This window comes from Undibacterium sp. Ji49W, assembly GCF_049340205.1.
Lineage (GTDB): Bacteria > Pseudomonadota > Gammaproteobacteria > Burkholderiales > Burkholderiaceae_D > Undibacterium.
Window position 1 is genome coordinate 94,005 of record NZ_JBMPOW010000004.1, and the last position, 14,479, is coordinate 108,483.

General features: G+C 50.1%; 15 protein-coding genes. 11 read left to right on the forward strand and 4 right to left on the reverse strand.

Features of this window, described 5'->3' with window-relative positions; genetic code table 11:
* Window positions 1–141: 141 nt before the first annotated feature.
* The 6 genes from asd to bfr all read left to right on the forward strand — a co-directional run bounded on the left by asd (window position 142) and on the right by bfr (window position 3,468).
* On the forward strand, window positions 142–990 hold the full coding sequence (gene asd / locus ACO0LK_RS06170) for an archaetidylserine decarboxylase (RefSeq protein WP_422973191.1): 849 nt from the start codon (window positions 142–144) through the stop codon (window positions 988–990).
* A gap of 305 nt (window positions 991–1,295) precedes the next feature.
* Complete coding sequence (gene hemP / locus ACO0LK_RS06175) at window positions 1,296–1,487, forward strand: hemin uptake protein HemP (protein ID WP_422973193.1); 192 nt, start codon at window positions 1,296–1,298, stop codon at window positions 1,485–1,487.
* Window positions 1,488–1,514: 27 nt separating this feature from the next.
* Window positions 1,515–1,853, forward strand: a complete 339-nt coding sequence (locus tag ACO0LK_RS06180; RefSeq protein WP_422973195.1) for a hypothetical protein — start codon at window positions 1,515–1,517, stop codon at window positions 1,851–1,853.
* A gap of 13 nt (window positions 1,854–1,866) precedes the next feature.
* On the forward strand, window positions 1,867–2,106 hold the full coding sequence (locus tag ACO0LK_RS06185) for a (2Fe-2S)-binding protein (RefSeq protein ID WP_422973197.1): 240 nt from the start codon (window positions 1,867–1,869) through the stop codon (window positions 2,104–2,106).
* 8 nt (window positions 2,107–2,114) lie between these two features.
* Window positions 2,115–2,795, forward strand: a complete 681-nt coding sequence (locus ACO0LK_RS06190; RefSeq protein ID WP_422973199.1) for an energy transducer TonB — start codon at window positions 2,115–2,117, stop codon at window positions 2,793–2,795.
* Between the two features lie 196 nt (window positions 2,796–2,991).
* Window positions 2,992–3,468, forward strand: coding sequence for a bacterioferritin (gene bfr / locus ACO0LK_RS06195; RefSeq protein WP_422973201.1), 477 nt, complete (start codon window positions 2,992–2,994; stop codon window positions 3,466–3,468).
* 118 nt (window positions 3,469–3,586) lie between these two features.
* On the opposite strand, the gene ACO0LK_RS06200 is transcribed toward bfr, so the two are convergent.
* On the reverse strand, window positions 3,587–4,195 hold the full coding sequence (locus tag ACO0LK_RS06200; RefSeq protein WP_422973203.1) for a glutathione S-transferase C-terminal domain-containing protein: 609 nt from the start codon (window positions 4,193–4,195) through the stop codon (window positions 3,587–3,589).
* A 262-nt stretch (window positions 4,196–4,457) separates the two neighbouring features.
* Here ACO0LK_RS06200 and purB point away from each other — a divergent pair, with 262 nt between their 5' ends.
* On the forward strand, window positions 4,458–5,825 hold the full coding sequence (gene purB / locus ACO0LK_RS06205) for an adenylosuccinate lyase (protein ID WP_186950922.1): 1,368 nt from the start codon (window positions 4,458–4,460) through the stop codon (window positions 5,823–5,825).
* A 163-nt stretch (window positions 5,826–5,988) separates the two neighbouring features.
* Here the strand turns inward: purB and ACO0LK_RS06210 are convergent, their stop codons facing one another.
* The gene (locus ACO0LK_RS06210; RefSeq protein WP_422973206.1) at window positions 5,989–7,182 is read right to left on the reverse strand and encodes a sterol desaturase family protein; all 1,194 of its coding nucleotides are present in this window, start codon (window positions 7,180–7,182) and stop codon (window positions 5,989–5,991) included.
* A gap of 295 nt (window positions 7,183–7,477) precedes the next feature.
* Here ACO0LK_RS06210 and ACO0LK_RS06215 point away from each other — a divergent pair, with 295 nt between their 5' ends.
* From ACO0LK_RS06215 to ACO0LK_RS06230, 4 genes are all read left to right on the forward strand, one after another.
* Window positions 7,478–8,014, forward strand: a complete 537-nt coding sequence (locus ACO0LK_RS06215; protein ID WP_422973208.1) for a cytochrome b — start codon at window positions 7,478–7,480, stop codon at window positions 8,012–8,014.
* 37 nt (window positions 8,015–8,051) lie between these two features.
* Window positions 8,052–8,603, forward strand: coding sequence for a YceI family protein (locus tag ACO0LK_RS06220; protein ID WP_422973588.1), 552 nt, complete (start codon window positions 8,052–8,054; stop codon window positions 8,601–8,603).
* A 68-nt stretch (window positions 8,604–8,671) separates the two neighbouring features.
* Complete coding sequence (locus ACO0LK_RS06225; protein WP_422973210.1) at window positions 8,672–9,238, forward strand: YceI family protein; 567 nt, start codon at window positions 8,672–8,674, stop codon at window positions 9,236–9,238.
* A 100-nt stretch (window positions 9,239–9,338) separates the two neighbouring features.
* Window positions 9,339–9,773 (forward strand): MarR family winged helix-turn-helix transcriptional regulator, encoded by a 435-nt coding sequence (locus ACO0LK_RS06230; RefSeq protein ID WP_422973212.1) that lies wholly within the window; start codon window positions 9,339–9,341, stop codon window positions 9,771–9,773.
* A gap of 163 nt (window positions 9,774–9,936) precedes the next feature.
* Here the strand turns inward: ACO0LK_RS06230 and ACO0LK_RS06235 are convergent, their stop codons facing one another.
* The gene (locus tag ACO0LK_RS06235) at window positions 9,937–13,026 is read right to left on the reverse strand and encodes an efflux RND transporter permease subunit (protein WP_422973214.1); all 3,090 of its coding nucleotides are present in this window, start codon (window positions 13,024–13,026) and stop codon (window positions 9,937–9,939) included.
* Complete coding sequence (locus tag ACO0LK_RS06240) at window positions 13,023–14,321, reverse strand: efflux RND transporter periplasmic adaptor subunit (protein WP_422973216.1); 1,299 nt, start codon at window positions 14,319–14,321, stop codon at window positions 13,023–13,025. The genes ACO0LK_RS06235 and ACO0LK_RS06240 overlap by 4 nt, the downstream gene beginning before the upstream one ends.
* Window positions 14,322–14,479: the final 158 nt, after the last annotated feature.

Sequence of the window (14,479 nt, forward strand, 5' to 3'; positions counted from 1 at the left end):
ATAGCATATGCACCCTGCATTTGCAAAAAAGTTGACCGAAGGAAATATTTAAGACGACTCTGAAACATGCACACAGAAAAATCGGCTTTATCCAAATGCAACGTTATAATCGCTGACTTGACCTTTTTGAGAGTGAATAACGTGTCCGATCGCCTCGCTGTCCTGCCCCAGTACCTGTTGCCCAAACAAGCATTGACTATCTTTGCCGGTAAAGTTGCCAATGCCAAAGCAGGTAAGCTGACTACCCGCCTGATACAGTGGTTTGTCGGTAAATACCAGGTCAACATGAATGAAGCAGCGAATCCGGACATTGGCAGTTATTCCAGTTTCAATGAATTTTTCACCCGCCCCCTGCGCGCCGATGCACGCCCGCTGGCCAGCAGTGATTTGCTGAGTCCGGTGGATGGTGCCATCAGTCAGTTTGGACCGATTAACCAGGGTCAGATATTCCAGGCAAAGGGTCATAGCTACTCAGCCGCGGCCCTCGTCGGTGGCGATGCCAGCCTGGCAGCATTGTTTAATGACGGCAATTTCGCCACACTTTACCTGAGCCCGCGTGACTATCACCGCATCCATATGCCTTGCGATGGCCGTCTGACGCGCATGATTTATGTGCCAGGCGCGCTGTTTTCGGTCAACCCGACTACGGCACGCGGCGTGCCTGGCCTGTTTGCCCGCAATGAGCGCGTGGTCTGCGTATTTGAATCTGCCTTCGGCCCGTTTGTGCTGACACTGGTTGGCGCCACCATTGTCGGCAGTATGGTGACCACCTGGCATGGTGTGGTCAACCCACCCCGCAGTGCAGAGGTGCGTGAATGGCGCTATGACGATCAACAGATCGTACTGAAAAAGGGAGAAGAAATGGGCCGCTTCCTGCTTGGCTCCACGGTAGTCATGTTATTCCCTCAAAACAAGCTGGCATTCAATCCGGACTGGGCGGCGGCAAAATCCATCTGCATGGGTGAAGCCATGGCCAACCTGGCAGCTTGAGACATACATAGTAAAGAACAGTCCTATCATAGGCCATATAGGTTAACAGACCTGGCCTGACAAGCATTTCATATTGATCGTTCCACCTGGCAGCATACGTTGCCAGATTTGCGAATAGCTACTACACAAAGTTTCCCAAAGGGAAACATCTGCCTGAACCTCCTCAAATCTGTCCGAAAAAACCTGGTGTTTTCCAGGGATAACTGCTGCACATCAAATACTGCATAAAAAATGCTTGCCAAACTCAGGCGAATATTCAATAATCTAAATAAGAATTGTTATCGTTTAGATTTGCAGGGTAAAATATGAGTACTAATGATGCTATTCAAGATGTTGAGCCGGGTCCGGTAACGATTGCTGTGCAACAGCAAAAAATCATCCCCCGTTTCAAAAGCGCTGAGCTGATGCAGCATAAACGTGAAGTTGAAATTGATCACGAAGGCCGTATTTATCGCCTGCGTATCACGCAACTGAACAAGCTGATTCTGACTGCCTGAAGCCGTAATTGACCGATGGAGCCAACTATGCCGGATGAAACGCTGCTCAATGATGACCCGTCTGCATTGGCAGACAAGTCCAGGCAGCCGGAATTACTGGTTTCAGCCGTTTTGCATCTGATGTCGCATTACACGGTCAGCAGTACGCAAACGGATGCAGAACAGACCAGAACCCGGTTGGCGTCGGTGATAGAGCGCCATCTGAAAGTACTGGCCAATTTACCGGATCTGGCACCGGTGCTGAAGGCGACCTGTCAGCAACTGTCAGAACAGTGGGCCAGTCTGGTGGAGAGAAAATCTCCTCAGCAAAGCAAGATGCACAGGTTGAGCTGGCTATTGGCTGGTGGCCGAAGAGATTTGAATTAATGGAGCTGGTTTCATGATTGTATGTGTTTGCAATAATGTCTCTGAGAAGAAAATACACCAGGCGGTTGCCATGGGTGTGACCACCATGTCCGAATTGCGCGAGCAACTGGATGTAGGCACCTGCTGCGGCAAATGCGCCGGCTGTGCCCGCAAGGTCATGCGCGACTGTATGGACAACAATGCCAACAAATCATCCGGCCTGCAAAACTTCATACAGCAATTACATTTTCAGCCCAGCGTTCAGCCTGCCTGATATTTATCATGTCTACACTTACACTCAGTCACCATAACGGCCCAGCGCCCATTCCCAGATCACGGATCGTTTCTTTCACCGGCATCGTGCTGGCGCATCTGGGATTATTTTATGCACTTGAGCATGGCCTGATTTCGCATGCAGTACAAATACTGCCGAAAGAAGTGATACTGACCATGATACAGCCGCATGTCAGCAAACCAGAGCAAGCACCGGCTCCTATTCCGACCAAAAAACTGACTACCTTGCCGCCCCCCATACCAGTGGTGCCGCAAATTACACCTGTAGTGGATATCCCGGTAGAGCAACATCAGATCACGGTACAGCCCTCACCTCAGGTACCGCAGCCGGTAGCTGCGGTTGCTGCCAAAGCAGAACCCGGCAATTCCCTGGCACCACCAGCTGCGCCAAAACAAATCAGTGCCGTTGAATACCTGCGCCCGCCACAGGCAGACTACCCGCATATGTCGCGCCGCATGGGCGAAGAAGGTAAAGTCACCTTGCGGGTACTGGTGAACGAGAAAGGTGTTGCAGAGAAAGTGGATATCCAAAAATCTTCCGGCTCCAATCGCCTGGACGAAGCCGCCAAGACTGCCATCATGCGCGCCATTTTCAAGCCCTACCTGGAAGATGGCAAGGCATTGACCGTGATTGCCACGGCAACGATCAGTTTCAGTTTGAATACATAAAGGATGTTGCAAGATTTAAGGGTCGTAGTCAAAATCAGCTATCCTGGGGTCTCCCCATCCCAAGTTGCATTATTCTGACTTTAAGCGACGACGACAGAGGCAGACTGCATTATTTGCAGTTCTTGCCTCTTTTTTTTATGTGTATGCACTATGATGTCGGTAAGTTCATAAGCAAATTAAATACGGAAGGAAAGCCATGAAAGGCGATGCGAAAGTCATCAAACTCTTGAATGCTCAGTTAACCAATGAATTGAGCGCCATTAATCAATATTTCCTGCATGCACGCATGTACAAGCACTGGGGCTTTGAAAAAATAGCCAAGAAGGAATATTCCGAATCCATAGGCGAAATGAAGCATGCCGACAAGCTGATAGACCGTATCCTGATGCTGGGTGGCTTGCCAAACCTGCAAGCCTTGCACAAGTTGATGATAGGCGAAGAAACTCAGGAAATGCTGCAATGTGACCTGAAGCTCGAAAACGCTGCGCAAAAAACCGTCAAGGAAGGCATCGCCGTCTGTGAAACAGTGGGCGACTATGTATCACGCGACCTGTTCCAGACCATTCTGGAAGATACGGAAGAACATATAGACTGGCTGGAAACACAACTGGAACTGATAGAAAAAATCGGTATCCAGAATTACCTGCAGTCACAAATGTCTGAAGAAGAATAAGTCTGTTGCAAGGTCTGTTGCAAGACTAAGGACGAAACAAAAAGGGATGAAGCTTGCGCCTCATCCCTTTTTGCATTTATGTGTTTACCTTGGTGTTTATCTTGAGGCAGTCACAAAATTATTGCGGCAAAGTATCCTTGAAAGAAGCACGTTCCGACAATTTGTCGAATAACTTGGCCAGATTCGGATAATCGCCACGCCAGTCAATCTCAGGAAAGCGGAAGCTCAGCCAGCCCAGCGCGCAGGCAACGCTGATATCTGCCAGCGTCAAATGGGTGCCGGAACAGAACGGCGCATCGCCCAGACCACTGGACATGGATTTCAGGCCAGACAAGACCTTGCTCATTTGCCTGTCCATCCATGCCTGGCTTTGCTGTTCTGGCGGTCGCTGGTTTTTTTCCAGGCGAATCAGTACAGCGGCATCGAGGATGCCATCGGCCAGGGCTTCCCAGCATTTGACTTCGGCACGTTCACGACCATGCGCCGGTATCAGCTTGCCTACCGGTGTCAGCGTATCGAGATATTCAACGATGACGCGCGAATCAAACATGGCACCGCCATCTTCCATCAAGAGGCACGGCACCTTACCCAAGGGATTGGATTGCTGAATAGTGGTATCAGCCGCCCACACATCCTCTAACAGGAAAGTGTAGTCAAGTTTCTTTTCCGCCATGACGACGCGGACTTTTCTTACAAAAGGACTAGGAATGGAGCCAATTAGTTTCATAGGAATCTGATAGAAGGTTTAGCGCGGATTATATCATCCACGTATGAAGTCCCATGCAGAACGAGGCTACTTGCATGGTAGCAACAAGCACGTGTTTATACGGTTTAACGACAATCAAATGGTAAAATCGTGTATTCGGCACAAAAAAAACCGTTTTAAATCTACAAAAATTAACTTTTGCAAAACAACAAATGTTTGCATAAGTTAAATTATTGTTGTTTTTTGCGCAAGCCTTTCCGTTTTTCTTCTACTTTTGTTCATCATGTCCCTATCTTCACTCTCTGCCCTCTCCCCGCTCGACGGTCGCTATTCAAGTAAAGTGGATGCCCTGCGCGCCACCCTGTCGGAAGCCGGCTTCATGCACCATCGTGTCAAAGTCGAAGTGTCCTGGCTGCAAGCCCTGGCACAGGCTGGCTTTGATGAGATCAAGGCGTTTTCTCCAGCCGCCAATGCACTGCTGGATAAACTGGTTGCCGAATTCTCTGAAGCCGATGCACAACGCATCAAGGATATCGAAGCCGTCACCAATCACGATGTCAAAGCCGTTGAATACTGGTTGAAGGAACAGGTCAAGGATGTGCCGGAACTGGTGGCCGCCAGCGAATTCATTCACTTTGCCTGCACGTCTGAAGATATCAACAATACCTCGCACGGCATGATGCTGAAAACCGCACGCAATGACGTCATGTTGCCGTCGCTGCGCAAGCTGATCGCGCGCTTGACTGAACTGGCACACACCAATGCAGATGTGCCCATGCTGTCACGCACCCATGGTCAGGCAGCCAGCCCGACGACCCTGGGCAAGGAAATGGCGAACGTCGTCGCGCGTCTGCAACGCGCCATCAAGCGTATAGAACAGGTTGAAATTCTGGGCAAGATGAATGGTGCAGTCGGCAATTACAATGCCCACCTGTCAGCCTACCCGCATCATGACTGGGAAAGTTTTTCCAAAAACGTCATCGAACAGCGTCTGGGTCTGGTCTACAACCCTTACACCATACAGATAGAACCGCATGATTACATGGCTGAGATGTTTGATGCCTTCGCCCGTGTCAATACCATCCTGCTGGATCTGAATCGCGATATCTGGGGTTATATCTCGGTCGGCTACTTCAAGCAAAAAACCAAGGCGGGTGAAATCGGTTCTTCCACCATGCCACACAAAGTCAATCCTATCGACTTTGAAAATTCCGAAGGCAACCTAGGCCTGGCCAATTCACTGCTGCGTCACCTGTCAGAAAAGCTGCCGGTATCGCGCTGGCAGCGCGACCTGACGGATTCCACCGTGCTACGCAATATCGGTGTGGCATTTGGCTACACCCTGCTGGCCTATGACAGCTGCCTGCGTGGCTTGAACAAACTGGAAACCAATCCTGAACGCCTGGCTGCCGACCTCAATGCAACCTGGGAAGTATTGGCAGAACCTGTACAAACCGTGATGCGTCGTTATGCGGTTGAAAACGCTTACGAACAATTGAAAGAACTGACACGCGGCAAAGGCATCACCAAAGAAGCCTTGCAAGAGTTTGTCGAAGGTCTGGCGATCCCACGCGACGCCAAGGATTTGCTGCTGGCAATGACACCGGCAAACTACATCGGCATCGCTGCCAAACTGGCGAAAGCTATCTAATCCTATCTAATCGCTAATCAAGAAGACCATTAAGCACAGAGACACTGAGACACAGAGGAAAAGCAGAGAACAGCAAGCTTGCATCACACTGCTTTTCTCTCTTTTGTTTTTCTCTGTGCCTCTGTGTCTCTGTGGTGAGTCTTTTGGTCTTGCTTAAAATTATTTATTTCTGCGAACGGAACGGGAACATCAGTTGTTTCACGAAACCGTCAGGCATATAGTCGCCCTGCACGCCATACTTTTCCGGAAAGCCTGTTTGCCCCTTGATCGCCGTACCAAATATATGGTCGAGGAAGGCATAATGCGCTGCATAATTCTTGTCGATAGCCACGTCATCCGATGAATGATGCCAGTGATGGAAATCCGGTGTCACGATCACATATTTAATTGGTCCCCATGGCAAGTGCACGTTGGCGTGATTGAACACTGCCTGAAAACCCACCACGATGATGTACCAGTCCATCACGGTCTTGTCGAAGCCCAGTACATACAGGGCGCCAAGCACCCCAACCCGCGTAACGATCAGTTCCAGGATGTGCTGACGTGAACCGGCCAGCCAGTCCATGGTTTTGGCTGAGTGATGCACAGCATGGAAACGCCATAAAAATGGAATTTCATGATACGCCCTGTGGGTCCAGTACTGCACCATGTCCGCTGCCAGAATACACAATAGCAATTGCGGGAAGAAATAAATCGACTGCACAAATGCGCGCACGCTGTCATGCGCCATCCAGCCAAACAGTTTATGAATGGCAAAATTGACGGTCAGCAAAGCCAGACCAACGATGAAATGATTGACGGCGAAATGCACCATATCGGTTTGCCATTCGCGCCTGAAAATCAACTGCCCCTTATACAGCGGGAAGATTTTTTCTATCGCCACAAAAATGATGGTTGAACCCAGCAGATCGAGGATGAACCAGTCCAGTCCGATATAGGGCGTGTGATCCGGAAAATCTGCCACCGGCACATGCGAGCCGCCTAGCGCCAGACTGGCCAGCACCAGCATGCCGGCAACCCCGTTCAAACCACGACGGCGCTTGAACAAGACATTGAGCAGGCTGATAACACCGGACAACAGCAAAGCCGCAAACAGGATATGGCGTATCAAGTCGGGCGAATACTTTTGCCTGAGCTCTGGCGTGGTAAGGTACTGCGGAAAGTGAAAAGCCAATACGCCAAGCAGGCAAAGAAACGCCAGGGTTAAGGCAAGCACGCCACTGGCCAACCCGGTACCAGGCTGCAGCGGTCCGCTTTGATCCAGCAAATCCGTGGTTTCACTGACGGCATTGCTGACGTTTCCTAGTACGGACTTTGCAGGCTCCACCAGTTTTTTTTCAAGAGTTTCAGATTTCATGATAGCCATGATGAAATTAATAACATGGCCCTATGATAATAGACTTGTCTGATCACCCGTAAAAAAGATTGCTGCAATTTGTAAGGTGATTCTGAGACACACGTGTTGAAACAAATCAATAAATCGGTAAAAAAGTATGGCAAACACTGCTTATTTTTGCAACAAGCTCATACTATGACTACTATGTTGTAATTCTTTGCTACTGGAAAATAAACTGCACTTCAGCAGACTTTACTTTTTTTTGCTATATTAGTTCTACTTAGAACTAATTATCTCTTTCATCAGAGGAGCCCTCATGCCAGCAACGCACAAATACTCCAATGTCAGCATTCTTCTGCACTGGCTCATCGCGCTATTGATTATTGCCGCTTTTGCACTTGGCACCATCATGACCGACATGAAGTTCAGCCCCACCAAACTGCAATATTTTTCTTACCATAAATGGCTGGGTGTGACGGTGCTGGCGCTGGTTGCCATACGTTTGCTGACGCGTCTGTTCAACAAGGCGCCCCCCTACCCGGCAAATATGGGCAAGTTACAAACCCAGGCTGCCAATGCCACTCATATCCTGCTGTATGTATTGATGTTTGCCGTGCCGCTGTCCGGCTATTTTTATACGCTGGCTTCCGGCTACCCTGTGGTGTACCTGGGTCTGTTTCAATTGCCGGTACTGATGGGTCCCAATCCAGAACTGAAAGAGACGCTCAAAGAGCTTCACGAAACTTTGAACTATGTGATGCTGGCGCTGGTCTTGTTGCATGTAGCCGCTGCACTGAAACACCATTTCATCGACAAGGACGGGCTCTTGAATCGCATGCGTCCCGGTCACTAATTCACTTTTATCAGGAACACCTATGTCATCACCTACCATGAAAAAAATTCTGCTATCCAGTGCAGTTGCGCTGGCCATCATCGCTCCGGCCATGGCCGCCGTCATGAAGCTCGACAATGCCAAAAGCGCAGTCAGTATCGTCTTCAAGCAAATGAATGTGCCGGTCGATGCCAAGTTCAAGAAATTTACTGCCAATATCGATTATGACGCCGCCAAGCCTGAAGCATCCAAGGCAACTGTTGATATTGATGTCGCCAGCTTTGATCTGGGCGATGCTGAATACAACAAGGAAGTCTTGAAAAAAGAATGGTTTAACGCAGCCCAGTTTTCCAAGGCCAGTTTCGTTTCCACTTCCATGAAGGCAGGCGCAACCGGCAAGCTTGATGTCGTCGGCAAGCTCAGCATCAAAGGCAAAACCCTGGATGTCAGCTTCCCGCTGAGCGTCAAAAAAGAAGGCAATAATCAGGTATTTGACGGCAGCCTTCCTATCAAACGTCTCGCTTTCAATATCGGTGAAGGCGAATGGAAAGATACAGGCATGGTTGCCGATGAAGTACAGATCAAGTTTCACGTAGTCACCACCCCGTAAGCCCCGACGCAATACCAAAGAGATTGCGTCACATTTTTTATATTCATTTTCCAGACCAGGAGTAATACATGAAAATCACCCAACTTATCGCCGCCGCTATGCTGATCAGTGCAGCACCTGCTTTTGCACAGACTTACAATATCGAACCGAACCATACTTACCCAAGTTTTGAAGCTGACCATATGGGCATCTCCGTATGGCGTGGCAAGTTCACTAAAACATCTGGCAAGATCGTTCTGGATCGTGCAGCGAAAACCGGTACAGTGGATATCACTATCGATACCAATTCCATCGATTTCGGTCATGAAAAAATGAATGAACATGCAAAAACCAAAGACATGTTCAATGTTGCCCAATTCCCGACAGCCACTTACAAAGGTACATCCATCAAGTTTGATGGCGACACACCTGTTTCTGTCCAGGGTGAACTGACTTTGCTGGGCGTGACCAAGCCAGTGACACTGACCATCAACAAATTCAAGTGCATCCAGCATCCTATGTTCAAGAAAGAAGCTTGCGGTGCTGACGCAACTGCTGAATTCAAACGTACTGACTTCGGTATGAATTTTGGTGTTCCACGTTTTGCACCTGAAGTAAAACTGGCAATCCAGGTAGAAGCGATCAAAGCTGACTAATCCAGTTGGCAAGATGAACAGGCAAGCCGACAAGCTGTAATTCTGCTCCCAGGTTTGGTCCGCCGAGGTGGATCAAACCTATAACACTTTAATTACTTATATGGGTGAACGCTTCCTGCGCAGCATACGATTACTGTCTGAATGCATGCAATTATTTGAGCACAGCTCGACAAGGACAGTGCGCAAGCTCGGCTTTACACATTCTCAATTCGATATCATTGCCACTCTGGGTAATACCCCTGGCATGACCTGCAAGGAGCTGGGTGAAAAAACCCTGATCACCAAAGGCACGCTGACCGGTGTACTTGACCGACTGGAACAAAAAGGTCTGGTACAACGCGAACGCGGTAACGACGACCGACGTCAATTGTTTGTCAAACTGACGCCTTGCGGCGAAGCCACATTTGACGATGTTTTCCCCAAGGTTGTACAAAGCGGCAAAGTGCGCTTTGACACTTACACCGAAGCAGATTACCTACAACTGGAAACTGCACTAGGCAAGTTGAAACAACATCTGCTTGAAGACAATCAATAAGTACTGCCCATTGAGGCGCTAAAATGCACGCGGCTGCATAGCATTGCTCTCTTTTTTACCAGCTAATCAGGAATTTACGCGCGCCCTTTACCCGCACAGTGCAATGCGGACAAAGGGTTGCAGGTATGCAGATATCGAAGCGATATTGCACATGTGAAGGGGGTTATTTCAGACTATCACCAACGATAGGCCCTTTGCCGCTGAACCTGTCGAGCGCCAGATAAATCACGGGTGTAATGAACAGCGTGATCGCCTGCGAAAAGATCAGACCACCCACCACTGCCAGACCCAGGGGCTGACGTAATTCGGCACCGGCACCCAGACCCAGAGCAATCGGCAAGGCGCCAACCAGCGCCGCAAGAGTCGTCATCATGATAGGACGGAAACGCTGGATACAGGCTTCGCGTATCGCCTCAGTCGGTGTCATGTTGTGATGCCGTTGCGCATCGAGCGCAAAGTCAATCATCATGATCGCATTTTTCTTGACGATACCGATCAACAGCAAGATACCTATCGTCGCAATCAGGGTCAGGTCTTCGCCAAACATCTGCAAGGTCAGCAAGGCACCAACTGCCGCAGACGGCAAGCCAGCCAGAATGGTAATCGGGTGGATATAACTTTCATACAGTACACCCAGCAAGACATAGATCACCAGCAAGGCAGCCACGATCAGTATTACCTGACCTGATTGCGAATCCTTGAACACCGCCGCATCACCACCATAGGTCGTAATAATGGATGAAGGCAGTTTGATTTCATCGCGGTATTTTTCTATGCGATTGGTCGCCTCACCCAGGGCTGTGCCGGGTGCCAGATTGAAAGATACCGTCACCGCCTGCAATTGCCCGACGTGATTAATCGCAGTCGGCCCTACGGTACGTTTGACCGTTGCGATACTGGACAAGGGAACGAGTGTGCCGGTATTGCCGCGCACAAAAATACCATTGATTGCACTTTCATCTTTCTTGGCATCCGGCGCAACTTCCATGATGACCTGATAGCTGTCGACGTTGGTGTACATGGTCGATATCTGGCGTTCGCCAAAAGCGCTGTACAGGGCAGAACGTATGCTGTCCATGCTCACGCCCAGAGCATTGGCACGGTCACGGTCGATATCGATGCTGGCCTGCAAGCCTTTCAGTTGTGAATCGGTCGTGACATCCTTGAAACCGGGATCAGTACGCAATTTCTCTTGCAGCTTGATGGCCCAGTCACTCAAAGATCCCGCTTCCACACTTTGCAGGATATATTGATACTGGCTCTTGCTGGGGCGGCCGCCCAATTGCAAGTTCTGTGTCGGACGCAGGAACACAGCAATGCCAGGAACCTCGTTGAGTTTCTTGCGCAAACCATCGACCACATCTTTCATGGGCTTGCGTTCATTACGCGGTTTCAGGTTGACGAACATACGGCCAGTGTTTTGCGAACCACTACCACCGTTAAATGAAGTCGCCGTCGCCACGTTCGGGTCATCACGTATGATTTTGGCGACCCTGTCCTGCAAGTTCACCATGGCGGGAAAAGAAGTTTCCTCTGCCGCCTCGGTCGATACATTGATCTGACCGATATCTTCTTGCGGGAAGAAACCCTTGGGAATGACGTTAAACAGATATGCAGTTCCAATAAATGTCGCAAGGGCAATCAGCAGAACCAGTTTGCGGTGACGTAATGCCATGTCCAGGCCACTGGTATAGCTGCGCAAGGAAGCGTTAAAACCGCGCTCAAATACATGCAACATTGCAGCCACCGCTTTTGGCGGCTCTTTCAGTTCGTGTTCGCTTTTCAGGAAGCGGCTGGCAAGCATAGGTACCAGAGTCAGCGAAACGAAAGCCGAGGCAACAATAGCCAGGCTGACGATAACAGCAAACTCATGGAACAATTGACCAATCACGCCAGGCATGAAGAAGATGGGGATAAACACTGCTACCAGCGAAGTGGAAATCGAGATGATGGTAAAGCCCACCTCACGAGAACCCTGTAGCGCTGCCTTGAACGGTGGTTCACCGTTTTCCACATGGCGCATGATGTTTTCCAGCATGACGATGGCATCATCGACCACCAGACCTACCGCCAGCGTCAAACCCAGCAAGGAGACATTATCCAGCGTATAACCAAAGCCCCATAACAGCGCGATGGCACCAATCAGGGATACCGGCAGGGAAAGCGTAGGAATAATGGTCGCAACCATACGGCGCAAGAACAGGAAGATAACGATAACGACCAGGAAGATGGTCAGCAACAAGGTCAGGTTAACGTCATGCAGGGCATCGCGAATGGAGATAGAGCGGTCATTCACCAGGTTCATTTTGACGGAAGCTGGCAATTGCGATTTAAAATCTGGCAAGGCAGCCCGGATCGAATCTACCACCTTGACGGTATTCGCGTCCGTCTGCCTTTGTATGGCCAGGGTAATCGAGCTTTCGCCATTAAAATTGGCGTTGGTTTTGACTTGCTCGTAACTGTCTTCAACGGTGGCCACTTCGCGCAAACGCACGACTTGCCCGCCTTTATTGCTGACCACCAAATTGGCAAATTCTGCGGCACTTTGCATTTGCTTATTGGCCAGCAGTGTCAGTGTTTGCTTGTCACCGTCCAAGGTACCGACCGGCGTATTCGCATTCGAAGTACGTATGGATGCGGACAATTCATCCAGGGTCAGATTACGTGCCTGCAAGGCATCTGGCATGACGCGTATGCGCACAGCATAGCGCTTGATACCAAAAATATTCACCTGCGCCACACCTTCGAGCGTCGATAAACTCGGCGAGATCAAATGCTCGGCATAGCTGGTCAATTCAGCGAGGCTCAGTGATGGCGATGTCAGGGCAATGAACAGCACAGGCGCATCAGCAGGATTGACTTTGCGATAGGATGGCGGCGATGTCATGTCCACCGGCAAAGAACGCTGTGCACGCAACAACGCAGCCTGCACATCCACTGCAGCTGCGTCAACATTGCGGTTTTGGTCAAATTCCAGCGTCAGTGAGGTAGAACCCAGGGTATTGCTGGAACTGATGATCGACAAGCCAGGTATGGTGGCAAACTGTTTTTCCAGCGGCAAGGCTACCGAGGTCGCCATGGTCTCAGGACTGGCACCCGGCAAGTTGGCGTTTACGCTGATGACGGGTGTGTTATAGCTGGGTAAGGCAGCGATCGGGATATAACGGTATGCCAGTACACCTGCCACCACAATCGACAGGTTCAGCAATACCGTCATCACCGGACGGCGTATGAACAACTCAGACAGATTCATGATGCGCTCGCTGCTGATGCTACCGGGGCTGCCGAGGCTGCAGATGAGGTGCTGGCCGAAGCATCAGGCTTACTGGCATCCTTGCCTGCACCCTTCTCACCCTTCTCGCTCTTCTCGCCCTTACCCTTGCCTTCTTTTCCATCGCCATTACGTTCCTTGACAATGGCGCCAGGACGCAGGTTCTGCTTGCCGTCGAGGACTACTTTGGCGCCTGCTTCGATGCCTGTCACGACAGCATCTGTACCGAAACTGTTTGTGACGACCACTGGTTTCATCACCGCCTTACCCTCTGCATCAACGATATATACCGAGCTGCCACGAGGGCCAACGATGACGGCGTCCTGAGGAACTACGACGACATCTTTCAAGGTCTGTACGCTCAGTTCCAGATTGGCATAGGCACCGGGCCAGAGTTTCATTTCTTTGTTATCAAATACCGCCTTGACCTTGATGGTACCGGAGGCGGCATCCACGGCATTATCGACGAACTGTAACTTACCTTTAAACTTGATGGTCGTGTCCGGCAAATTGGCCATGACGTAACTGTCACTGCGCCGCATACTTTCCAGCGCATCTGGTAAATTGCGTTGTGGCAGCGGGAAGCTGATCGCTACCGGGTCCATCTGGGTAATAGTGACCAGTGGTGTCGCCGTTGCGGGCTGTACCAATGAGCCCGGGAAAACGCTGATGATGCCGGTGCGACCTGCCGAAGGCGCAACAATGCGGTTATAGCTGAGTGCAACACGGGCGGCATTGACGGCAGCCTTGTCCGACGCAATCACAGCTTGCTGGGTATCAACCTGTGTCTGGCTGGTATCGGCTGCACTTTGTGCGACGAATTTCTTGCTGACCAGATCCTGGCTGCGTGCAAGCTGGCGCTGATAATCTGCCATTGTTGCCAGATCCTTATCAAGTTGCGCCTGCGCTTTTGCCAGATTGACTTCATCTGCGCGGCTATCCAGCGTGAACAAGATATCACCCGCTTTGACAAACTGCCCTTCCCTGATATGTACCCTGGCAATGGTGCTGCTCACTTGCGGGCGGATATCGACTGTATTCAATGCAGTTACCACGCCATTTGCAGTAATCCTGACATCATAGTCGCGCTTTAGCGCGATGATGGTTGAAACACTGACCGGACGGTTTTGTGCTGCACCGGCAGCGCCATTACCGCTACCAGCTTTTGCAGAAGCACCTTCGCCAGTCGCCTTGTCAGATGGCTTGAAGTAAGTGTAGGCTGCGCCACCAATGGCGGCCAGAGCAACAACGATAATCAGGGTTTTGAATTTGCTCATATTATTTTTATCCAGTGCATTGAAGCCAAGAGGTTATTGCAAAATCAGGTGAACAAATGGTCTCCACTCCAAATTGACTACCGCATAAGTAAAAGCGGCCTGATCATTTTTGCCAACTGTCTCGTAGAGGCAGTAAGAGGAAGACATATTGGATTGCA